This is a genomic window from Bradyrhizobium sp. CCGB12 (assembly GCF_024199845.1).
GTDB lineage: Bacteria > Pseudomonadota > Alphaproteobacteria > Rhizobiales > Xanthobacteraceae > Bradyrhizobium.
In genome coordinates this window covers 124,021-144,567 of record NZ_JANADO010000002.1, presented here as the reverse complement: position 1 = coordinate 144,567, position 20,547 = coordinate 124,021, and the positions used below count along the sequence as shown (strand labels likewise).

The following is a 20,547-nucleotide window of genomic DNA, read 5'->3' as shown; positions in this document are numbered from 1 at the left end:
GAACCATTGAGGTCTGTGATGAACCGAAGAAGTCTCCTATTCACTTCGACTGCTGCCGTTGTGACATTTTGTGCAGTGATTCGCGCGGCAGCATGGGAGCTGATCAGCAAAGACCAAGCAGATGCCGTCAACAGCAAACCGACGGAAAGGGAGGCTCTTCCGTCCCAGGATTCGAGAGCGCCAGTGATCAAAGTCGAATCTCCCAACATCGATAATCCAGTTAAGACACCTGTTTCGATTCGTCTGCGCTTTACGCCCCAACCGGGGGCCACAATCGATCCAAAGTCCTTCCAAGCAAAATACGGATGGTTCGACATCACGAAGCAAATAGTTGCAAACGCAAAAGTTGATGCCACTGGTCTAACTGCTGACAATGCTCAAATTCCGCCAGGCAGATACAGAGTGACACTTCAAGTCGCGGATACCAGCGGACATGTCGGGAAGAAGGTCATCGAATTCACAGTCGTCGCATCCTGAGGCGCAAATCCGCCGCTGCCCTAGGCGCGCGGCCTTCCATCTGCGCCCAAAGCATGAGCGCCTTCTCGCGCCGCTTCGTCTAGGTCCAAACTGTTCGCCCATGAGACGACGGCACCAGTGCTCGATCCCGGTCGAGGGCGCACCAAAGACCGCCAGCCTTGGCCTTGCCGCCGATGATAGACCAGGGGTCCCGTCGCAAGAATGCGCTGTTTGCCAGGTTCCGCCACGGAAGCGGAAGCAGCGGCGGCCAGTGCCAGGGCGGAGGCTTCCGCGCGAGAGCGGACATATTTGCAGTACCGTAGCCCTGATCAACTGTCTCAAGTTTCGAGATCGGAAGCTGGGGCGGACGCTTTACGGTATGCGCTCCGAGCGCAAGGTAAATTGCTTAAAGCAGATGGAGCTTGAGCTGGAAGATCGATGGACCCATCGTCTATCGCATAAAGATATGAGCGAAGCTGATCGCAAGAATGCGTGGAAACATTTCTCGCTAGCAAGCTGCCACATCCGTCGCTCAAGCTGTTTCGGTCAGTTCGCGCGTCTTATTTCGAACTCGGCGCTCGTTCCAGACCAAGCGTCAACCGTAACTCCGATCGATCCTCGGCCATTGGCTACGCTGCTCAGCAATATCTCGATCGGCGATGAACTCCGAGCACCTCTTGCGGCGGCGAAGCTGGCTTGGCTCAACATCTGAGCATTAATTGGACTGTCGGTTGATAGGACAATTACTGATTCCGTGCCTTCTTCATCGAGCGTGTATGTCGTGGATGCGTTAACTGTTTGCTGAGGATCAAGACGGGCGGTATCCTGGTTCTCGTCCCGCCGCGGAAAGAGTATCTGTACTTCTGCCGACGGTCCTATCGCAATAATATAGGCGTATATAGACTTCGTTGTCTCGGAGTTATGCAGCTGAAACTGTAGCCTGTCTCCAAACGATGGCGCAAAACTCATAGAGGTCAACTTTGATGTGCCCACAAAATCCCAGGTACTGCAAGATGGAGCACAGGAAGGGCGAGGTCGATATAGCTTGACATGAACATCAACCGAGATGCCGGTGCCACCTTCGCCAAGCCTACGAACTTCGCGTGCCCACACAAACTTCTTCAAATTATCGGCCAGTTGCAGGAAAGACTCAGCGCTCGTCAATGGAATGCGCATCCGCTTATTCATTAGCAGGCCTTGCGGACTAACAAGGACCAATTCGGGGATAATATCGATAGGTTTGGTCGACGGGGACGGCAGCGTCAACGCAGAACTCGTAGAATGACCCGTGTTTTGAGGCGTCGGGCGAACCACGTACGCTAACCAGTCTGCGGCCAACCGATCATCCACCAACGTGAACCCCTGCAATGCACTCAGTGCACCTCGCAGCTTTTCGATGTTTTCCTTGTCTATATCCGCTTCAAAATCACCACCGACGAACAGTCTCACCGGTCGATTTGCATACTGATGCGACTCTTCGCTAAACAGATCGCCTAATAAAACCGCCCCGCTCGTTATGGCAGCAGTACTCTCGAAAAGTCCGACATTGACTATCTTCAACTTCGCAACGGCTACGCCTGAACCTGACGACGTGACTGGGCGAAATGTCGAACCCATCGTAACGCCAGACAAAGTTCCGGCGCTCAACTTTGCGGAACGTCGGCTCTGATCAACCTCTGTAACGGAGACACTCGGAGGCGCCGCCGAAAAACCTCCACCGAAAACGAGTTGATCGGACTGACCTTCGATCTGCGGACGTTGGGCCACTCCCCTCTGCGTTGACACCAAAGTCGCTGTTCTATCAAAGATCTCTTTCCAGCTTTCGGTCGGCTGCGCCTTTAGCATCCCTTGTGTCCAATACATTGTAAAGACGCCGGCGCAATTCTTACTCCCGGCACAAGAGCCGCCCTTGGTTGGATCGAGCTCCACTGCACTCTCGAAATCGCGAGCGGCACCTATCCGAATTCCAACTTTAGGGTTTGGGAAGGCTGGAACTTTTCCTAAAAGAGGATGTGGGCGTAGATCCGGCTTCACTGACCGAACGCCCTTTACACTGCCACGCGATACGGAGGCTGAATGGCAAGAATCCGAGACGAACAGGACTTTGCTCGTTCGTTGATAAATGGGGTAGAGCCAGGAATTTATTTCCTTATCCAGTATGTCCCAATCGTCCTCGTCGTTCCTACCCAGACGCGCACCGAACGGAACCCACGTTTGGTCTTCTCCTCGCGGATCGTTCGGATCCGAAGCAACAGACCCGTGCCCAGAGTAGTGGATGTAAACCCAATCGTCGGCATTGATCTTCGCGTTCAGCGCCGCGAAGGCGGCTCGTATTTGGCTGTGCGTCGCCTGTCGGTTACGAAGGATCGTTATGTTTCCTCCGGGCACTCCGAATCGAGAAGTCAGCACTCTCCGAACGGCATCAATATCGTTCAGCGGCCCGTCCAATGAAGGAAGCCCGGTCCCACGATAGTCCGCGACCCCGATTAGCAGTGCGTGCTTAGCTCCCGCTTCCGCGGGCGCCGCCGGCCCCGAAAAGGCAATCAGTCCAAACGCTATCGCCGATACTCTCCGCAATAGGTGCATGATCTCTTCCTCCAGCGCCGGCGCCCTGGGAACTGCTGCTTAGTGCTATCTGCGTCGCCGTCCCGCTTCCATCACAGTTGTAAGCCCTTCTCGATGGGCTCGCCGGTCCTAATATCCACGGGGCGCACATCTTCGCCTGCAGGAGGCGCCGCTTTCAACTGCGGAATACCATCGAAGAAAAGTGCGTACTCGCGCTCCCGCCTGTTTCGCAGGCCCGGAATCTGCTTGCCGCCTGCCCAAGTCCATCGCATCAATTGCGTGTAAACGTCGTCAAACCGATTTTCGTTGACGGCCTTTAGCAAGGCCGATTTGCGAAAGTTTGCAACACCCACATTAAATGTAAAATCGCAGAGTGCAGCGAACTGTCCGTCGGTTAATGGCACCGTTACTGCCGACATCACTGCCCACCGTGGTGCCGTCATATCCGCTAGCAGGAGTTCTTCGCCGCGTTTCTTAGTCACGCCGCGCAAAAATTCTGCGTCTTCGCTACCGTCGCACCGGGCCTTCTTGACCAAGTGGCATATGCAATTGTGCAGTAACCCGCCGGATCATTATATAGCGTCGCGCTCCAGCCCTCTGCAGACTTACTTACAGCCAATCCCTTGTTATAGACAGATCTCAGAATAGTGCCTTCAGGGATGGCCGCCCTCCGTTGCAACTCTAAGAAAATCTCAGACGTTAAGTGCTCTCGGGTCGGAAATGTGCGGGCATCGATCTGCTGGCTTCCACCCAAACACATCGCCGTAGTGGCGGCCGAAACCATTAGCACATACCTGCCCATCGTCGCCCTCCCGCTTGACCGTGCAACCGGCCGCGCGAAACCTCTCGCGTCACGACTGGCCGAATCGCTACGAGGCTGACGCAAGTCGTGGTTGACGCGGCTAGCGATCGAACCATTATGCTAGCGACAGCACTCCGGGACGTCTACACGAAGTGCCATTGTTTTGTGCGCTCTAGCACACACCACCAAGGGCTCGCGTATTATGAACACTCTGCGCCTTGTATTGTTTTGTACCATCGTGGTGCTGATCGGAATGATCTTACGGGCTGCTCAAGCGCAAGAGTTGCCCGTCTATAGCCAAGCAATATCCGGCGAGCCCGGCAACGGCTTGTACATGAAGTCTGTCCAGCGGCGCGTCGAGAGGATCTCGTTCGGCGATGGGGTTGCTAGTACCACACTAGTTAGTTTGCTGAGGAGGGTCGACGGCGCTGCGGAGACGTACATTTGGGATCTGTCATCTGGCACACTCCAGATAGGTACGGCCACCCAGGAATCGAAGGAGGCGGATCAACGCCATGTTGCCGGACGCACATTTGCCGACATCGAAAATGGGATAGTAAGGCTGTGGTCCACAGAAGGCGATGTGAGGCCTCAGCGGCAACCGGATCGCGGCACTCCTATTACGCTCTCACGCAGTGGAGGCGTCGTTGTTTCGTTTGCATCGTCGACTGATCAGTACTTTGTGTGGGATGCGTCTTCCGGCACTGCTTACGTTAGCTATACTGCATCGCAGGTCGCCGCCTCTATCACCGCCGTGGAGATGAGCTTGGATCGCAAGACGGTCGTCGTCGGAACCGAAGCAGGCGACGTACTTGTTAGCTCTATCGAGACTGGAAGCACCTCTCGAGCAACGTTGGGGAGCGCAGCAATCCGGTTCTTGCGTCTGATTTCACCTTCACTTCTTTTGGTTGGGACGTCTGATACACTCGGCCTAGCGACGGTGTCTGTGAGCGATGTCATCACGCGTTGGTCTGTCAATCATAGTGACATATTGGATGCGGTGTATTCAAAGGAGGCAAACACTGCGCTGTTCATTTCCAATAGGGGACAAGTCTGGTCGGCAAGCATCGAAGAAGGGCTCGAAGCCCATTTGACAACCGTCGCAGAGGGTGCGTCAGCTCTGGATGTGTCGCCGGATGGCCGGATAATCGCGATAGGCGGCTCGACGGGACTTATTCACCTGTGGAGCTTGGGAGCGATGCGCGAGTTGGTTCGCTTGGCTCCTTTGGAATCAGGTTGGTTGGCCGTCACCCCGGATGGTCATTTCGATACAAACTTAATCTCGACGGATGCCGTGTACTGGCAATTGACAAGCATGTCCGAACGGGTCTTGCCGTTAGACGCACTCACCACGCAGCTCCAGACTCCACAGCTTGTACCTAGGGTCTTGGCTAACGAAGTTTTAGCGCCTGCAGACTTCAAACAGATTAGCGGTCGCTTGCTATCTGCACGTATAGAGCGGGTAGAGCCTGACGATGCGGCCAAAGGAACCGTTTCAATCACTGTAAGAGTGAATTATGCAGACGGTTCGACAACTCCACCACTAACTGGGCCGTCTTTTGATATACGGCTGTTTCGCGATCGGCGCTTGGTCGCTCAGTGGCCCCGCCCGGCTAATCCGGAGAAGGTCGTGATTGTCTCGAACAATGACCAAGGGCTCAAGCTCATATTTCGCGGTGTAGGAGTTCCTTTACCTACCTTGTTCGGGCCGTCGGAGTCGGAGTTCTCAGTCTATGCCTACAACAATGAGGGCGTAAAGGGACAAACGTTCCGTGAAAAGTATAAGATACCTACTACCTTCGCTAAGGCTGAGGCGACTGCTTATATCATAACAGTAGGCGTAGATTCTTACAGAGCGTTGCCAACACTAAGCTTCGCATCGAATGACGCTGTTGCGCTAGGCTCCGCGTTCAAGTCCTTGCTGGTGGAGCGACGAAGCGCGGCGACGGGCCGTAGAATCTTCGGTCGCGTTGTTTGGGTTCCGCTTATATCGACGACAAAACCTGCGGAGGGTAGGCTCAACAACGCGACTAAGCGAAAAATCGTTGCAGCATTAAAAGTGCTCGCTGGAGACGATAGCGGGAAAAAGGATTTGCTCGGCGTACCTGCAGCGGCCTCTCTGAGGCAAGCACGCGCTGTGGACTTTGTGTTGGTGAGCTTTTCGGCCCACGGGGCAATCTACGGCAATCAGATGTACTTGATGGCAGCAGATGCCAACGCAGGCGAGTTGACGCGGCATAACCACGACAAAAAAGGGGCTATATCTAGCGCTGAGCTTTATTCGCTCATGGGATCCATCGACTCTGGAGAACTCGCTTTGATCATTGATGCCTGCTACAGCGCTGCGGCGCTAGGACCAAACGGGCTCAAGTTTGGAACGACAGGCATGCGTACGCTAGGCGAGCTGGCGTATGACAAGGGGATTGCAGTTTTAGCGGCAAGTCAAGCTGATAGGGTAGCAGTAGAGGAAAGCTCGTTTAGCCTCGGTGCTTTAACGTATGCACTGGTGAGGAAAGGGCTTCAGCAGGGCGAGGCAGACTACCGACCGCTGGACGGAAAGATCACCTTGTCGGAACTTTTTGAGTATGCGGCGTCTCAGTTGCCGATCAAGCATAGTATTTGGATCAGAGAAGCACGAAAGGACCGGCTTCAATCGAAGCCGCGAACCCGAGGCACGGCAAATCCGCCGCTTGTCGCGGTCTCGGATCAACCGCCCCAGACACCGGTGTTGTTAAACCCTCAAGCCAACGATCTCCCAGCGATTAAAATGTGCCATGAAAGATGTTCCTGCGCATCGGACACACCCAAGCTGACGTCTCAGCAGGTGGGTTATATTCGGAGCCGATTAGAACTTGGATTCTCGTTCGTCGCTGGCTGCCGAGATCTCGGTCTGCTACCCAACAGAAGTGGAGGTTGATCCTTAGTCGGTCGGTCTAGGCGCGAAAAAGAAGCTGCGTTTCGACCGGAGCATTGCCTCCCTCAATGTGCCGCCATCTCCACCGGTTGAACCGGATCTAGCGGTTTTGCAGAGCCCCGCGTTTCCGTTCCGTCGAGGGACCGATTTGCTGCGCGCACAGCAGTCGAACCTGTCTGGCCGGGGATGACCGCTCGGGGAGCGAGCGACGATAGATGCCTGGAGAGGCGACAGCAGCCGTCCCAGAAATGTCAAGCCCGAGCTGTCGGTCCCGCTCCGACAAACCGGGTCTAGGATGAGCTGCAGGGCCCGGATGAAATTGCATTTGCCAACCTTGTTTTCCCCGACGACGACGAACTTAGGCGAGGACAAGATTGGTGAGCGTCCTCCCTTTCGCTGCCCGACACGCTTCAATCGAGGACATTTGCGGCGGTGGGACCCAACTCACTCGCGTCAGCCGCAGTGATCTCGCGATTAACGCTTCGAAGCCTCATCGAAGGCGCTGCCGAAGCCGAGCAGCGGCAGGCTTATCTCGATCGGTTTCTTGTTTGCGTCCTGCACGGTGATCTTCAGATCATTGGCGGTGCGCATATTGGCGACGAACTTCTCGGTCAGCGTCACGAAGCACCCGATATTGGTGCAGGTTTTCATCAGCCGTTCCGAGGCGCTGTTGTCGACCTTGACCAACATCGACTCGGGGAGACTGAGGCCGTCCGGCAACGTCAACACCATGTCGCCCGTCCTGCCATCGGCCGACCACACCTCCGACACCAGCAACTGCCCGGTCTCGCGGTGCAAGACCTTCTGAACGGCGCGGCAGTCGATCATCTTGAAGCCGCTTGAGCAGTCGACCCCCCATTCGGTGGACCGTTTTTCGGGGGCCTGTTGCGCCGGCGCCGAGCTTGCGATCGCGACTATCAACACTGTCGTAGCGACCCCCACTGCGGCGCGCTCGCCCGCAGGCGAGGGAGGACAACTCGCAGGCATGGATTTACTTGCCCTAGTTGGCGCGCCGGCGCGACTGCGCTTAGACCCCGCGAGCGCTATGCTGAACATGGAGTGCAGCTTCCCAGCCGCATGCGCGGACTCATTGTAGCTCCCTGCGACGTTCTGATCGCGACGATCGCTTGCCGGAATCGCTTGTATCGCCTGCTCTATGAATAATCGGGACTAGCATTTACAGCGTTTCTTGCACGCGTCCGTCCCGCGCTCTGCGAGCGATACACACACAGGCACCCCCACGCCTGCGGTGGCAGTCCCACAAGCGGTTACTGCAACAGCCGCAGCTGCCTCACATCCTCTTCTGCAGACCCACTTAACCGGGCCACACAGGCTGATTCTTGGATCGCTTGGATCATCTATGCTCCTCGGAGTGTCGCTCCTCGGCACGATGACTACATCGTCGATCAACCGCGATTGACGTAAAATAGCTTCGATCGCATCCTTCTCATTTTGCGGCAGTTGCGACCACTCGGATTCATTCACGTCAAGTTCGTTGGGCGTCCCGGAGGTTGGGGACGCAGATGTGCGCGCGGTAGCACCGCCAGAGGTTTCGCTTGGTGCCGCAGACATGCGCACCGTAGAGTCTTCCTCTCTGGGCCCACGCATTGTTCGTTGCACCCATGCGGTGTAGTTTGCCACACGTGTGTAGACGCCGTACTTCAGCTTCAGCGCACAACCATCGCCAAAGCTAACCACCCCATATAACGTCTCCCTGCCTGAGATGGTCGTCCAGACTGGTCCACCGCTATCACCTTGACATGAATCGTGGCCGCCTGCGCGATACCCCGCGCAGAACATGTTGGCGGTGACACGCCCGCCATAGCTGTCTCTTTCATTGCAGACGCTATTGGCGACTAAGGGCACGCTGACGCCCAAAAGTGCATCGGAGCCTGTACCCTCCTCGGTAACACCCCAGCCTGAGACCGTAACCGGAATACCGTCAGTAAGAATAGTGCCAGCCGCTACCAACGCGATTGGCCGCATGTTATTCCCGGTCAATGTCAGACGCCGACTCAGTTGCAGCAGTGCGACATCATTGTCCATAGCCGCGCTGTTCCAGTCTGGATGAACAAAGATTCGCTTCACAGCGACGCGTTCCCCTCCAGATTTATAACGCGTCGTGCCAGCAACGACGTTCACTCGAGCCGGAGCCTTATTCACGATGAAGTTGTCCATGCAATGGGCGGCGGTGATGACCCATTCGGGATCGATGATGGCACCTCCGCAGAATTGCACTCGAGCGTCCGCGACAAGCCCTTTGATAAGGGCCACCTGCCAAGGGTTCTCTTCAATTGAGGTTTCGTATCCGCCCCAAATTCTCGGCAAACCCGCTAGCAGCCGCGACTTTTGCGATTCCGGAATGTCCAAATTCCGTATCGTCTCCTCCAGTCTAGGAACCGCCTGCCTAAATGTTTCGACCGGAGGGTTTTCACGCCGCAGCTGAGCCTCCGCGTCTGTCAAACCTGCGAGGAACAACGCAACCGTGGCCATCCGTTTGAGAACGATCGTACGCATTTTCTCCCTCCTGGATGCTAGTGAAATCTGGATGCTAGTGAAATCTTCCGGATGCTAGTGAAATGCGACTCGTCACTCGCGATGCCGCGAGCCCGCGCTGCGCGTGCGCTTGCAGCGCACGGCAGTCAGCATGTAAGATGCGCTCAAGCAGCGGCGCACCGATCGAGGTGGTTGTTAAGGCGAGAGGATTGCGGTGCGGTGATCATTGCCCACACCCTTGCACCCTCGGGCAGTTTTCCGCGCTAAGGCAGACGGGCGAACCTTGTACTCCAGCGAGGCGCTATTGCACTACGGCCGGATCGTGGGCCCAATAACTAGGCCAACACGTCCGTAACAGAGTAGCAAATCTAGGTTCGCTTGTCAACCTGCGGCTGCAAATCGATGGTGCAGATGCAGTAGCGTGGCGAACCCGCGAACCACTCGAGCACCCACAGCAACCAGCCACTCGATTCGAGTTCCACGATCAAGGCAATTGTCGCCCGACGTGATCGGGCGTCTCAAGGACATAGCGGTCAAGATATTATAGCGAAGGATTTTAGTACTTGGACGGGCGCGGTGCTGGCGGCCATGACCCGAGTCGACTCAAGAGCTTCGATAGCGCCGCTCAGGCAATCTTCGCAGCCCGTTCGAATAATCTTCGCGCAACTCCGCACCACGGCTACGGTCTGGAGGAAGTGCATCTCGATCCGGTGGCACTGAACTTCCGCGCTGCCATGCGATAGGCGTGGAAGTCGCTGTTGGCACTCAGCCGAACTGCGTATTAGCTCCCGCAAGCGCTCTCGGAGGAGAACCGGACCGTAGGTAGATGTCCGCATGACGAGCCGGCTTCTTCAGTCCTCAGCTAGACCTGGAATCAAAGCGCATCTCGGTACAGAAAAGGCAGCCAAAAAGTAGGATTGCTCCGCGATCCTTTCTTTTTGAAGAAGTCAATTGAAACAAGGCCACTGCGCTCTTACTCACTTCTTCGATTGCCAGACCAAAAAGCTTTGCGAGTGTATTTAAGGTCTGCTCGGTCTTCTCGCCCTTTAGCTCCTGCATCGTCGTCATTGAGTTTCGGGCATTCTGCGAAAACATTTGAGACTAGCTTGGCGTGCGATACGGCGGGGCAATGCTAGTTCGAAACCCATGAATTGGTCGGACCACCGCACCAAAACGTGCTAACTGCTTCCTTTTGCCGCTCGCGAATAGACAGCCCGGCTGTCTAGACTCTCAGGTTGTACTGCAGGACAATAGCCCTTGGAAGAAGTGCGCCGCTTTTTCAGCCGCTTTCTGGTAGCGAGAGTCACATCGGGATCAGGGTCTGCTATCCAACAACGCGACGGAAGTGCGCCCACTGGAGCGCATGTAGGGCGCAGATACTAGTGTTGCGGACAATCTTTAAACCACCACAACAGTGAACTGGCAACAGCGACCGCCCCAAGCGGCCTGGATCAACTATCGCTTTGGTGGCCCGGACGGTCGCCATTTTTGGCGAGCTTTGCATGTAATGTCGCCCATTTATTGAGACCAGATCTCAAAACGTGGGCGATCCGCTAAGCATCTCTCGCAGCCGGCCGGCTACACCTTTGCCGATAGTTGGTGCATGTGCAGGGAGTTCACGATGTTCCAGTTTCCAAGAGTCGCGTCCGTTTCAACCCAAATCCTCCTCTGGGGTGCAGTCGGTGTGCTGACGTCAAACGCGAACCAAGCACTTGCAGGAGAATTAATCTTCAGTAATCGGAATTCTACCCTAGCGATAAATGCTTGGGGCGGTGCGGAAGAGGGTACCGCTTTGCGACTGCACGATGGCTGCGAGACCACGAATCCAGACTGCCGCTGGACCTACAGTCAAGGAATGCTTACCAGTGACAGAAATTCAAGCTTAGCAATCAATGCTTCTGGAGGCGCCCGAGATGGCACTGAACTAAAGCTAACGGCTGATTGCCGGCCGGATAACAAAGATTGTACCTGGACCTATCAGAACGGCATGTTCATTAGCGACCAAGATAAGACGCTCGCAATAAACGCGTCGGGTGGTGCACAATTTGGTACGACACTACGATTGTCCAACATCTGCGCGCCGGACAATAGCGACTGCACTTGGCAATTCTCCTCAACATCACGAACTCTTTCAGACGTCGTTCCTCCACAGGACTTTGGTGCCGGCAGACATGCCGAGGGACGAGCAGTCTACGAACGACAGACTGGAAAGGTGAGGGTCTTAACACATGTATGGACGAACTCTGAATGGCTAGGAGCAACCGCAGGCATGGCTGTTATTTTTTACAGTCCAGTGGGACCAATCGCTATTACGCCGCTACAGCAATACGGCGTAGATGGAAAGCTCGTACCGTACGGCTCTGGTTCAGATCGTAGCGAAACCTACGAGTACATCTTAGAAGATCCCTCGCAATGGCCGACGATCAACAAATTGGAGCTTAAAGTATTTTATTCGCCAAAGTGGCGACTAGTTGAGATTATCAACAAAGCCGGTGATATAATACGTGATGTGAAAGGAGCAATCGAGAACTTGTGCGCAGTCATCCCTGAGGTGTGCGCCGCCGTTGTTGCTTCACCCGGTCCTGCAACACAAGCGGCGGAGAGACGAAGTCCAATACCCGTTGGATCGGAGGCACGGACTCCGCTTCCACCGACGCCGCCGTCTGAACCAGGGCAGCCAGGGCAGCTCACAGTACGAACGTTTTCTTCTGCTCAAGCAGTTGCTCCACTGAGAATCCCATCACCGGGAAGAGATCAAAGGGCCTTAGTCGAACCGCGAAGGACTGAGATCTATGAAGGGCTGCCGCCTCACCTTAGGGCACGTGTGGAGCGACAAGAGCAGAGTGTCTTGCCGCCAGGTGCTGGGAAACAGGCGAGAGCCGTCCTTGAAATACTCAAGGAATGGTCGCCAGGAACATTGTTAAACGTTTGCTTTGTGAGCGGCACACGGGACCTTCGAACTCGAATAGCGGAGGCCGCCTCTGAATGGGCGAAATTTGGAAACATTCGTTTTAATTTCGGAAATCCTCTGAGCCCTCAACTTTGCCCATCGGGGCTTCAGGCGGTTGTGGCAGGCTCCGAACCGGATACCAAGCAATCGGATGCAGAATCTAAGGCAGGCTCCGAACAGCGTTCGGATCCAAGATCAATGTTGTTTCACATCAGAATTGGCTTTGAATACCGGGGGTACTGGTCGCTCGTAGGACAAGATAGCGTTAATCTCGCTGACCAGTATGAGCAATCGATGAATCTCGAAGGATATGATATCGTACCACCGAATGAACCCAAGTTCTCCCAGGTAGTTCTTCATGAGTTCGGGCACGCTCTGGGATTTCATCACGAACATCAGAACACGCAAGCTCCCTGCGAGAACGAGTTCAAATGGGATGAAATATACGCTTCCCTGGCACAACCGCCCAATTCTTGGTCGAAGGAAACAGTTGATTTTAACATGCGACGTCTAGTGAACGACGGCAGATACACGAGTGCTGTATTTGATCCTCACTCTATTATGCTGTATCATTTCCCGGATTGGATGTACGTAGGAGGCGCGCGCAGTCTTTGCTATATAACGTCGGAAAACATGACGCTTTCGGACGGCGATAAAGCCGCACTGAAAGAGGCGTATCCGTTCGAGAACGTTGCCGCGGTATTCCGCAAAAGAGAGAATTTGGCAGAACAATTGAAGGTTGCTGTGAGAGCTATCCCAAGCGCTTCTTATAAGGAGCGGGGGCTTGCTCAGATAGACGTGATTGCAAAGTCGGATCTTCCAGTCTCCGCTCGCCGAGACCAGAGGCAGAGACTTATGGCACCTGTCGAATGATGGAATATTCGTGGAGGTAAATTCCGTCGCCGCACGCCACCTTTTTGGCTTGTGGTGAGTAGTGACTGACGAATTTGGACGATGTTGAGCGCGAGCTGGCCGTGCACGACGAACCGCACGCCGCATGCAGTGTTGCCTCCTCGATTAGCTCGTCAGATTGTTCATGATCATTGTCGGACCTCGCCTTTGAAAGTCGATCTGCCTCTGAAATGATAGGTGAACGGTGATTGCGGCTTCAGCGGTTCTGCTACAGCTTTGCGACCGGAACATCGTCCGGGTTGAGAGGCAAAGTTGCTGAGGCTATTCCGGCCACTACCGCATCCGAATGTGCTCGCAATAGCGTCCTGACCATCTCGACGGTCGAGGGGACTTGCACTCGGCAAATCGCAATGAATTCATGCAGACCCCCACGCTTCCCAGATCACCGGAATGGCGCGTCGCGTGTGCTCGGATAAGCAAATAAGCCGATCGCGCAAGCGCGTCACCCGCAACTGGTTGAAGCTGCGGCCAGCTAAGGATCATTCACAGATCACTGACTTCTAGAATTGGCGTATCCGTCCGGTGAAGGCCGCCTTGCCGAATGAGGCGTGTTGTTGAGAACTGTCCCTATGGACAGTGATAGGCGCAGTGCCCAAGTCGAACGGCTTGAGGTGGTGGACACAGGCCGGCGGCGGCGCTGGTCCGGGGATGAGAAGCACAAGATAGTTCTGGAGAGCTTGCAGGCGCCGCGCCAGGTGGCGGCAACAGCCCGGCGGTATGGCGTCTCGCGGTCATTGCTGCTGCGATGGCGACGGTCGTTTCGGCCGGAGCTGAGGATGCCCCCAATCAACCAAGCTTCGTAGCGGCGATGGGGGTTGCGGAATCAGGGCCAATGTCTTGTCCAGTCGCGCCGGCCGCGGCACTACCAACGTGCGGGAACAGCCGCCGTTCGCCGCGTTCGGCTGTCCTCACGACGGCCGCCCTCGCACCCTCGAGCGTCGGTGTCGCTATCAACGGTTGGTTCGCGCATTCGCTGGGATCAAGCGACTTTGCGGGATGGCTCTTCCTGGCCCTCGGCGTGGCCGCTGATCTCATTGCGCTCGGGAGGCCGTCCTGTGCCGCCAACCTCTGGCAAACCGGACAGCGTGGGAGCGCGCTGGTCGGGTGGGTGCTCTGGCTGGTGACGTTCGTTTTCGCCGTCACGGCGGGTCTCGGCTTCGCGTCAACGAACGTTAGTGACGTGACGCTCGCGCGTGCGTCACGCGTCACGCCGGCCGTGACGGCTGCTCAGATGGCTCTTTCCGACGCCACGGCCGCGCGAGACCGGGAATGCAAAGGCGGCGTGGGGAAGTTCTGCCGGGAGCGCGAGGCGGCCGCCGTGGAGCGCCGGCAAGTCCTGGACGGCGCGGTAGCGGCCGCCGGCCAAGGCGCGGATCATCCTCAAACTGACGCCGCCATCAAACTGGTTGCGTGGTCCTCGTTCGGAGCGCTCCGGCCGGCGCCGGAGGACTTTGCCATGCTTCGGCTCGTTCTGCTGACGCTACTTCCCCAGATCGGCGGGTTGCTGATGCTGGTCGCCCGGAATCACCAACCCCAAGAGCAGGCACGCCAGTGCCGCAAAGGCGAGACGCAATCCGAAGAAGCTCGAGGTCCTGAAGGACGTCGCTTGGGACCGCGGTAACGACGCCGCCTAAGCGGAAGCCTTACTTGAACAGTTGCGTGAAGTGATTACTGCAAGACCTTCGGCAGCACGACAACGACGTCGATTTCCTGCTGCAAAACCTTACTGGCAATCTCCGCGATAAGCAGAGAGAAGTGGTCCTCGATCTCTGCAGCGGTTTGCTCGTCCTTCGCGTAGACGTACAGCAAAGCACCATCCGCCTCGGCAAACCTCGTACCTGCAAACACGCGATCGAACTCGCGGGCGCCGAGGATAGCCGCCACGCGGGCTTGAATTGCGTAATGCTGGATGTCGGTGAGGTCCATTCTGTTGCTGCCGGGTGATCAGTTGCTTGTGGCATACATGTTTATGACTCAGGCTGTCTGCAAGGGCCCACATTGCAATCGATTCGGCTCTCCGCGCTGCCTCGAGCAATGGAATGCCCTACGTACAGTGCGGCGGTCATGTCCAAGCACAGTCCGCGCTTCGGGCCCGACTTCGGGTTCGACGTAAAAGACTGGAGAGCTATTCTAGCGGTGATCGTGATTGTCGCCCTGTCCTTGGGTTTCTTTTGCGCCGATAGCGATGCGCCGCTCATAATGGCGAGCGAGCTCCATCAGCCGCTTCTTGATAAAGGGATCGGCCTGCTCAGCCAGCTCTCTGACCGTCCGCAGGCGCTCGCGGCAAAATTCTTCGTCCATGGGGAGAAACTCGGGTAAACAAATCCGAGTTTACGTCCGTGTATCCGAGTAGCGTATGAAGCGTCCCACAAAAGCTGTGAATTGCTTTCCGGGCTTCATCAAGCCTCAGCTCGCAACCTTAAGGACGAGGGTCCCGAAGGGCGACTACCTCCACGAGATCAAGTACGATGGCTACCGGATCCAGCTCCACATGAATGGAGACAACCGCAAGGCCTTCACTCGTAACGGCTTGAACTGGACGAAACGCTTCTCGGTCATCGCTGGGGCCTTTGACATTCCCGGACAAGCCATCGTCGACGGTGAGGTGGTGATCGTCCACGAAGGGCGGACCAACTTCTCGGAGCTGCAGGCGGACCTTGCCAGAGGCGACCAGGACCGTTTGCTCTATTACGCCTTCGATCTTCTCTGGCTCGATGGTCAGGACCTACGCAAACGGCCGCAGGTTGAGCGAAAGGCCATGCTGCAGGGTCTGTTCGCTACCTACCATCTCGATCCGCCGATCCTCTACAGCGAGCACCATGATGGCAATGGACAGGCTATGTTCGAGGCGGCCGCAAAACTCAACTACGAGGGCATCGTCTCCAAGCGTGCCGATGCTCCATACCGCTCGGACCGCACGGAAGCCTGGCTCAAGATCAAAGCCGTCCAGCGCGGAAAATTCCCTGTAGTGGGATTCATCAAGGACCCCACCGGTGTGGCCGCTCTCTACCTAGGAAAGCAGGAAGGAAAGGACCTCGTCTACATGGGCAAGGTCGGCACCGGCTGGAGCCGGACAGCCTCAAGCCAGATCCGCAAGGCGCTCGACACCGTGGTAAGCCCGAAGCAGAAGCTAACGAAGGCCATTAGAAAGCCAAAGGCAACCTGGGTTGAGCCAAAGTTCTTTGCAGATGTTGAGTACCGGGACATCACCTCGGAGGGCTTACTCCGGGCCAGTTCATTTAAGGGGCTGACACTCAAGAAGTAGGGGGAGGGTGCAATATGAGCGCCGAAGGCCCCAGTCCGGGGGAGGACTGGTTCCTGCAAGCCTCCACGTATCGAAGTTGAAGCTTAGCAATAGCAACAAGTGACTACATGACCGATTTTGTTGTGATGGCAGAGTCCTTCGGAAACTCCTTCACCTTCGTTGAAGTCACGCCTGACGACGGCTCGGCGAAGCAGCTCTGGATAGCCTTTGCCAAGCCATCACAGGCCGTGACCCTTGTGCTCGCGGAGGTGCCTGAAGGGTGGACGGCCGCTACCCTATTGGGATTGATTACGGACGACCAGCAAGACACTTTCGGAAAGCTGGAGCTTATGCCAGGAGACGTCTACCGGCTGAACCCCAAGTATTAGGAACGCGTCTTCTCGGCCGTCGTTTGACAATTGGAGCAGTCCAATGAACAGGCGTATTGACGAGGCGGTCGCGGCGCGCGCGTATGAGCTGTGGGAGAAAGCGGGAAAACCCGAAGGGCGAGATGAAGACTTCTGGCACCTCGCAGAGCAGGAACTGCTCAACGAGGATAAAAGCTCACCTTCCCGGACCCCAGACACGCTATAAGGCGACGATGTGGAAACATGGCGAGGATTATCGCCATGCTGAGTATGGAGATGCCGGTGAAAGACCGGCCCATCACCTCTCCTTCCGAACGCCCTTGAACTTCTTCGCGCTCTTCTTGACGGCCATGAACTGCCCGCCCTTCTTGTTGCGCTTGGTTGAGGTCTTTGTCAGCGGGTTCTTGAGTTGCGTCCGCTTCTTCACAGCGCCCTTACGCGCGTGGTCGCCGGTAGGTTTATTGACGGCCATTGTGTCCTCCAAAGACGTTTAAAGCGATGAACCGAGCCGTTGGTTCCTCATAGGAACGCCGCACCCTTGTACGCATTTGCTTCTCGGCGGTCGCCGTTGCTCGCGGGAGGACTGCCCGCGCGGTATGCCTGCGGTCTTTGGAGCAGGGCCCGCGCGCTCAGTTTAGTGGAGTACCGGTCATGGACTCGGAAAAGCGTGTGGCGAAAGCCGTGGAGCAAGCTCAGGGCATCTTGGCCCGCTATGTCGAGCCCGGCCCTCGGGATTGCGAGGACACCGTAAGCGAACTCATGGTCGTGCTGGACGACGAGGGCGTGGTCGAAGCCGTTGAGGAAACGAAAATGGAAAGGCCGACACCCGAACAGCTCGCGGAGCTTAAGCGGCTGAGCAAACTCGCCCGTACCGAGGACTGGTCTGAAGTGGTGAAGTCTAAGGAAGAGGCTGAGACCCGCATCCGCGACCTCCAAGAAAAGGTGAAGATAGAATGATGCCCGATAAGCCGATGAATGGCGTCGAGCCCGAGCGCTCCGAAGATGACATCCAGCGCGAACAACTCGGCCCCCGTGGCGTGCCTGGCAAAGAAAGCCCGGCGAAAATGACACCCCAACGGGAGAAGAAGACACCTAAGGATGTAGATCCCGGACATACAGCATGAACCCCATGGACACCTTCAACCCCGATGAACCGTGCCGCCTCCACGATGGGCTGAACAACGACTTCATGGAATGGAGTCCGGATTGGGCAGCTCACTACAGAGAGTATTCCGCCAAGCATGACGAGGGTGTCGTCTCGTGGGATGGAGCGCTTCTGGACGGATGGGTCCCAATGTAGAAGCTCGGACGAGCGGCGTCGCGACAAGCGAGAGCGGACGACACTCCGAAAGCTTCTCGTGCTCGCCGGCCGATGGACAGACCCCTCAGGACCGCGAAACGAAAAACACCCCAGCCGCTGTCTGGGACGGCTGGGGTGTTACCAACGGAGATCACCTGTTCTTCGGCAGATGTGTGGGGTAAGCGGGCGCGGGGCGTTCCTAAGAAGCGCCGCCTTGCTGAGCAATTTATCCCATCTTAATGTCGCTCTCTTCGATCTTGGCCGCCAGTTCACGCTGGCGGGTCAAAATCGAAAAGGGGCCGCGTCTCAGCGGCCCCTTGCCGGGTACAATCTTGTTCGGGACGAAATGCCAGCCCCGACGAGAACCACCGTAGCGGTATCAAAATGCCGAGTGAATCCGGTCAAATACCGTTCGTCCCGATGTCCTAATGCGCGCGTGCCCAGTTCCAAAAGCTGACGTTCGCAGGAACTGAATCCTCTTCCCGCTAGTTTGCAGCTCATCACGGAAAGGACCTTGGCTTTTATCCGTGTGAGAACGCTGTCACCGCGCTCCCGCCTTCCTCCAACGGAACGGAGCGCGCCATGACGGAGCACCGCCGGCGAGTGAAGCAGACTCGCTCCCTTGAAGAACGAATGGCCGAACAGGCCGATAAGCTCAAAGAACAGGCCAGTCAGTTGCCTGTCGGGGTGGAGCGCGAGAGCTTGCTTAAGCGAGCCCGGATTGCAGAGACCGGCGCACATTTGGTTGACTGGATACGCTCGCCCGGCTTGCAGCCGCCAAAATAACCCTCTGGTCTGGGATGGCTGCCACGAAAAGTCTGGCAGTGACGAGGCCGCGTTGGTTCCTCCACAATGGCGACCGTGCTGGGGGACATAGAATGCGGACTGCGGAAGAATGCCGAAAATTAGCCAGGCAATACCTGAGCCAAGCAAACAAGCCTGGCATATCGCCAAGAATGGCGACCGTACTTAGAAACATGTCCCGCAGCCCTGCCGGTCTGGCAAGTCAGCACGACGTGCTTTTCGAGATTACTGCGGACGAAAATCGCAAGCAGATGAAGTGAGGCCGCTGCAGTTGGTAGGCTCTTCATACTGGCTGCCTGCTGGCCTCCTTTGATCTAGCTCAAGCGATATCCGCTTTCTCGGCCCTCCGATCGGGCCATGCCCGAGCCCAACAAACAGACCGAGTGTAAGGAAGCCAAGCCATCGCGGCTGGACGAGGTGCGCCGTGTCATCGAGGAGTACGCCAGCGATCTGCGCGAGATCATCAGGAAACTCCGCCAGAAGATGAATTGAGGCCGCCTCCGTTCGTGGCACTATCATTAGGAACAAGTGGCAATGGACTGGATTGTCGCTGCGCTCTGGCCCTAGCGCCCGCCCTCCTCAGGGCAAGCGGTCCCAGCTGCCGCCGATAGGTTAGGGCGCTATTATGCCGGCCAGGCGCACCTGGAGGCTGCAATGCGTTACGTTGCGTACGCGGTTGATCTGACTGGTGTTGCTCGCGCAGTCTACGAAATTGATTGCCCGTCGGACGAAGCCGCGGAGGCTCGAGCCCAGAAGTTTTTAAATGCACATTCTGCTGTTGAGGTCTGGGCGGGGCCTCGCAAGGTCACTCGGTTAGTCCGTGAGCGCTCGGATGACTCAACGGGCCAAGGCTCGACGGCAACAAATGGGCTCGGCACCTTGCATCATTAGGCCGAAAGCAAATTCTTGCTGTCGGGCATGAGCCCGCACCTAGGTGGAGCTCAAGCCAGCCGCTTTCGACTGCAGATCCGATCCGACGCCAAACAGTCGCCGTCCCAGCGGGCGCCTACAGCTCCAAGAGGCTGCTGGGGACGGTGCCGTTTGATGTAGAGCTGGGGCTGCATCAGGGCTTCTTCTGAGCGTGCTCGGCCTCGATGGCGCGGAGTAGGTCGGCAAGGCTGGGATACTCCACGCCATTGCGGGCGTAGCGGTTGACGTGCTCGACATAGCGGGCCGATCCGTCGGGCTTGCCGTGCCAGCTGAACAGCAGGACGGCACTGTTGTGCTGGCGCAAAACGTGGCCGGCGCCATTACCGAAATACTTGCTCATAGCGTGGCGCTTCATGGCCGCGCCTCCAACTACGCCAGATCCGACTCGTCCATTCCCGGAAAAGCATCGGGAATGGAGACGTTCCTGTTGGGATATCGGTTGGTCCAGTCCAGGCACCATTTCGGGAGCGCAGGCGCGCGCGATCGTTGTCGCGGGGCGGATCGGTTAGCCGACCCTGGCCTCAGTCGGTCATTTTTTCCGCACCACCTCAGGTCTCGCGGCAGCAATCGCGCGTTCAACCTCATCGGCCAAAACTGCCAGATGGGCGGCCAGCCTTGTGAACAGTTCTCGCTTCTTGGGATCAGTGGCCAGATCGCGGATCAAGGCGCACTCGGCAGCATCCGTTCGGAGCTTTTCCAACTGAGTCTGCATGTCTTTCATGGCGATCAGTCCCGTTCCCGAACGGGAACTCTATCCCTTGTGTGCAGAAGCGGACAGACCCGATTGCCAGTTTTTCCTATGCTCG

At 56.7% G+C, this 20,547-nt stretch carries 22 protein-coding genes and 1 pseudogene; 13 read left to right on the top strand and 10 right to left on the bottom strand.

The window, feature by feature from the left end; all coding sequences use genetic code 11:
- Positions 1-18 precede the first annotated feature (18 nt).
- Together NLM27_RS41970 and NLM27_RS44270 are read left to right on the top strand one after the other, a co-directional pair.
- Complete coding sequence (locus tag NLM27_RS41970) at positions 19-477, top strand: hypothetical protein (RefSeq protein WP_254149446.1); 459 nt, start codon at positions 19-21, stop codon at positions 475-477.
- 25 nt (positions 478-502) lie between these two features.
- Positions 503-730: pseudogene (locus tag NLM27_RS44270) on the top strand (IS66 family transposase); the annotation flags it as partial.
- Positions 731-1,002: 272 nt separating this feature from the next.
- On the opposite strand, the gene NLM27_RS41965 reads toward NLM27_RS44270, so the two are convergent.
- Entirely contained in the window at positions 1,003-3,042 is a 2,040-nt protein-coding gene (locus NLM27_RS41965; RefSeq protein WP_256570468.1) for a caspase family protein, read from the bottom strand.
- Positions 3,043-3,113: 71 nt separating this feature from the next.
- Positions 3,114-3,557 carry a lysozyme gene (locus NLM27_RS41960; protein ID WP_254149200.1) on the bottom strand — a complete coding sequence of 148 codons (444 nt, stop codon included), beginning with the start codon at positions 3,555-3,557 and terminating at the stop codon, positions 3,114-3,116.
- A 468-nt stretch (positions 3,558-4,025) separates the two neighbouring features.
- Here NLM27_RS41960 and NLM27_RS41955 point away from each other — a divergent pair, with 468 nt between their 5' ends.
- Entirely contained in the window at positions 4,026-6,740 is a 2,715-nt protein-coding gene (locus NLM27_RS41955; protein ID WP_254149199.1) for a WD40 repeat domain-containing protein, read from the top strand.
- Between the two features lie 471 nt (positions 6,741-7,211).
- Here NLM27_RS41955 and NLM27_RS41950 read toward each other — a convergent pair whose 3' ends face one another.
- The 3 genes from NLM27_RS41950 to NLM27_RS41940 form a co-directional block, all read right to left on the bottom strand.
- Entirely contained in the window at positions 7,212-7,658 is a 447-nt protein-coding gene (locus NLM27_RS41950; RefSeq protein WP_254149198.1) for an invasion associated locus B family protein, read from the bottom strand.
- Between the two features lie 249 nt (positions 7,659-7,907).
- Positions 7,908-9,254: a serine protease gene (locus tag NLM27_RS41945; protein ID WP_254149197.1), complete on the bottom strand. Its 1,347-nt coding sequence runs from the start codon at positions 9,252-9,254 to the stop codon at positions 7,908-7,910.
- A gap of 837 nt (positions 9,255-10,091) precedes the next feature.
- Positions 10,092-10,301 carry a hypothetical protein gene (locus NLM27_RS41940; RefSeq protein ID WP_254149196.1) on the bottom strand — a complete coding sequence of 70 codons (210 nt, stop codon included), beginning with the start codon at positions 10,299-10,301 and terminating at the stop codon, positions 10,092-10,094.
- 1,201 nt (positions 10,302-11,502) lie between these two features.
- Between NLM27_RS41940 and NLM27_RS41935 the strand changes: the two genes are divergently transcribed.
- The 3 genes from NLM27_RS41935 (at position 11,503) to NLM27_RS41925 (ending at position 14,716) form a co-directional block, all read left to right on the top strand.
- Complete coding sequence (locus NLM27_RS41935; RefSeq protein ID WP_254149195.1) at positions 11,503-13,056, top strand: hypothetical protein; 1,554 nt, start codon at positions 11,503-11,505, stop codon at positions 13,054-13,056.
- Between the two features lie 608 nt (positions 13,057-13,664).
- Positions 13,665-13,898, top strand: coding sequence for a transposase (locus NLM27_RS41930; RefSeq protein ID WP_254149194.1), 234 nt, complete (start codon positions 13,665-13,667; stop codon positions 13,896-13,898).
- Between the two features lie 215 nt (positions 13,899-14,113).
- A complete protein-coding gene (locus tag NLM27_RS41925) occupies positions 14,114-14,716 on the top strand; it encodes a hypothetical protein (RefSeq protein WP_254149193.1) in 603 nt (200 codons plus the stop codon).
- Positions 14,717-14,763: 47 nt separating this feature from the next.
- On the opposite strand, the gene NLM27_RS41920 is transcribed toward NLM27_RS41925, so the two are convergent.
- Positions 14,764-15,021 carry a hypothetical protein gene (locus NLM27_RS41920; RefSeq protein ID WP_254149192.1) on the bottom strand — a complete coding sequence of 86 codons (258 nt, stop codon included), beginning with the start codon at positions 15,019-15,021 and terminating at the stop codon, positions 14,764-14,766.
- Positions 15,022-15,225: 204 nt separating this feature from the next.
- Entirely contained in the window at positions 15,226-15,396 is a 171-nt protein-coding gene (locus NLM27_RS41915) for a hypothetical protein (protein WP_254149191.1), read from the bottom strand.
- Between the two features lie 55 nt (positions 15,397-15,451).
- Between NLM27_RS41915 and ligD the strand changes: the two genes are divergently transcribed.
- From ligD to NLM27_RS41900, 3 genes are all read left to right on the top strand, one after another.
- Positions 15,452-16,360, top strand: coding sequence for a non-homologous end-joining DNA ligase (gene ligD / locus NLM27_RS41910; RefSeq protein ID WP_254149190.1), 909 nt, complete (start codon positions 15,452-15,454; stop codon positions 16,358-16,360).
- 107 nt (positions 16,361-16,467) lie between these two features.
- Positions 16,468-16,728, top strand: coding sequence for a hypothetical protein (locus tag NLM27_RS41905; protein WP_254149189.1), 261 nt, complete (start codon positions 16,468-16,470; stop codon positions 16,726-16,728).
- Between the two features lie 43 nt (positions 16,729-16,771).
- Entirely contained in the window at positions 16,772-16,933 is a 162-nt protein-coding gene (locus NLM27_RS41900) for a DUF2934 domain-containing protein (RefSeq protein WP_254149188.1), read from the top strand.
- 72 nt (positions 16,934-17,005) lie between these two features.
- Here the strand turns inward: NLM27_RS41900 and NLM27_RS41895 are convergent, their stop codons facing one another.
- The gene (locus NLM27_RS41895; RefSeq protein ID WP_254149187.1) at positions 17,006-17,179 is read right to left on the bottom strand and encodes a hypothetical protein; all 174 of its coding nucleotides are present in this window, start codon (positions 17,177-17,179) and stop codon (positions 17,006-17,008) included.
- Between the two features lie 179 nt (positions 17,180-17,358).
- Between NLM27_RS41895 and NLM27_RS41890 the strand changes: the two genes are divergently transcribed.
- The 4 genes from NLM27_RS41890 to NLM27_RS43710 all read left to right on the top strand — a co-directional run bounded on the left by NLM27_RS41890 (position 17,359) and on the right by NLM27_RS43710 (position 19,303).
- Positions 17,359-17,664, top strand: a complete 306-nt coding sequence (locus NLM27_RS41890; protein ID WP_254149186.1) for a hypothetical protein — start codon at positions 17,359-17,361, stop codon at positions 17,662-17,664.
- The gene (locus NLM27_RS41885) at positions 17,661-17,831 is read left to right on the top strand and encodes a hypothetical protein (protein ID WP_254149185.1); all 171 of its coding nucleotides are present in this window, start codon (positions 17,661-17,663) and stop codon (positions 17,829-17,831) included. The genes NLM27_RS41890 and NLM27_RS41885 overlap by 4 nt, the downstream gene beginning before the upstream one ends.
- Positions 17,832-18,589: 758 nt before the next feature.
- The gene (locus NLM27_RS41880) at positions 18,590-18,793 is read left to right on the top strand and encodes a hypothetical protein (protein ID WP_254149184.1); all 204 of its coding nucleotides are present in this window, start codon (positions 18,590-18,592) and stop codon (positions 18,791-18,793) included.
- Positions 18,794-19,168: 375 nt separating this feature from the next.
- A complete protein-coding gene (locus tag NLM27_RS43710) occupies positions 19,169-19,303 on the top strand; it encodes a hypothetical protein (protein WP_256570467.1) in 135 nt (44 codons plus the stop codon).
- Positions 19,304-19,874: 571 nt separating this feature from the next.
- Here NLM27_RS43710 and NLM27_RS41875 read toward each other — a convergent pair.
- Together NLM27_RS41875 and NLM27_RS41870 are read right to left on the bottom strand one after the other, a co-directional pair.
- Complete coding sequence (locus tag NLM27_RS41875) at positions 19,875-20,096, bottom strand: hypothetical protein (RefSeq protein WP_254149183.1); 222 nt, start codon at positions 20,094-20,096, stop codon at positions 19,875-19,877.
- Positions 20,097-20,270: 174 nt separating this feature from the next.
- On the bottom strand, positions 20,271-20,462 hold the full coding sequence (locus tag NLM27_RS41870; protein WP_254149182.1) for a hypothetical protein: 192 nt from the start codon (positions 20,460-20,462) through the stop codon (positions 20,271-20,273).
- Positions 20,463-20,547 lie beyond the last annotated feature (85 nt).

Coding starts and splice junctions, on each gene's coding strand:
- NLM27_RS41970 (WP_254149446.1), top strand. CDS start 19: ATGAACCGAAGAAGTCTCCTATTCACTTCGACTGCTGCCGTTGTGACA.
- NLM27_RS41965 (WP_256570468.1), bottom strand. CDS start 3,042: ATGCACCTATTGCGGAGAGTATCGGCGATAGCGTTTGGACTGATTGCC.
- NLM27_RS41955 (WP_254149199.1), top strand. CDS start 4,026: ATGAACACTCTGCGCCTTGTATTGTTTTGTACCATCGTGGTGCTGATC.
- NLM27_RS41945 (WP_254149197.1), bottom strand. CDS start 9,254: ATGCGTACGATCGTTCTCAAACGGATGGCCACGGTTGCGTTGTTCCTC.
- NLM27_RS41940 (WP_254149196.1), bottom strand. CDS start 10,301: ATGACGACGATGCAGGAGCTAAAGGGCGAGAAGACCGAGCAGACCTTA.
- NLM27_RS41935 (WP_254149195.1), top strand. CDS start 11,503: ATGGCTGTTATTTTTTACAGTCCAGTGGGACCAATCGCTATTACGCCG.
- NLM27_RS41930 (WP_254149194.1), top strand. CDS start 13,665: ATGGACAGTGATAGGCGCAGTGCCCAAGTCGAACGGCTTGAGGTGGTG.
- NLM27_RS41920 (WP_254149192.1), bottom strand. CDS start 15,021: ATGGACCTCACCGACATCCAGCATTACGCAATTCAAGCCCGCGTGGCG.
- NLM27_RS41915 (WP_254149191.1), bottom strand. CDS start 15,396: ATGGACGAAGAATTTTGCCGCGAGCGCCTGCGGACGGTCAGAGAGCTG.
- ligD (WP_254149190.1), top strand. CDS start 15,452: ATGAAGCGTCCCACAAAAGCTGTGAATTGCTTTCCGGGCTTCATCAAG.
- NLM27_RS41905 (WP_254149189.1), top strand. CDS start 16,468: ATGACCGATTTTGTTGTGATGGCAGAGTCCTTCGGAAACTCCTTCACC.
- NLM27_RS41900 (WP_254149188.1), top strand. CDS start 16,772: ATGAACAGGCGTATTGACGAGGCGGTCGCGGCGCGCGCGTATGAGCTG.
- NLM27_RS41895 (WP_254149187.1), bottom strand. CDS start 17,179: ATGGCCGTCAATAAACCTACCGGCGACCACGCGCGTAAGGGCGCTGTG.
- NLM27_RS41890 (WP_254149186.1), top strand. CDS start 17,359: ATGGACTCGGAAAAGCGTGTGGCGAAAGCCGTGGAGCAAGCTCAGGGC.
- NLM27_RS41885 (WP_254149185.1), top strand. CDS start 17,661: ATGATGCCCGATAAGCCGATGAATGGCGTCGAGCCCGAGCGCTCCGAA.
- NLM27_RS41880 (WP_254149184.1), top strand. CDS start 18,590: ATGACGGAGCACCGCCGGCGAGTGAAGCAGACTCGCTCCCTTGAAGAA.
- NLM27_RS43710 (WP_256570467.1), top strand. CDS start 19,169: ATGCCCGAGCCCAACAAACAGACCGAGTGTAAGGAAGCCAAGCCATCG.
- NLM27_RS41875 (WP_254149183.1), bottom strand. CDS start 20,096: ATGAAGCGCCACGCTATGAGCAAGTATTTCGGTAATGGCGCCGGCCAC.
- NLM27_RS41870 (WP_254149182.1), bottom strand. CDS start 20,462: ATGAAAGACATGCAGACTCAGTTGGAAAAGCTCCGAACGGATGCTGCC.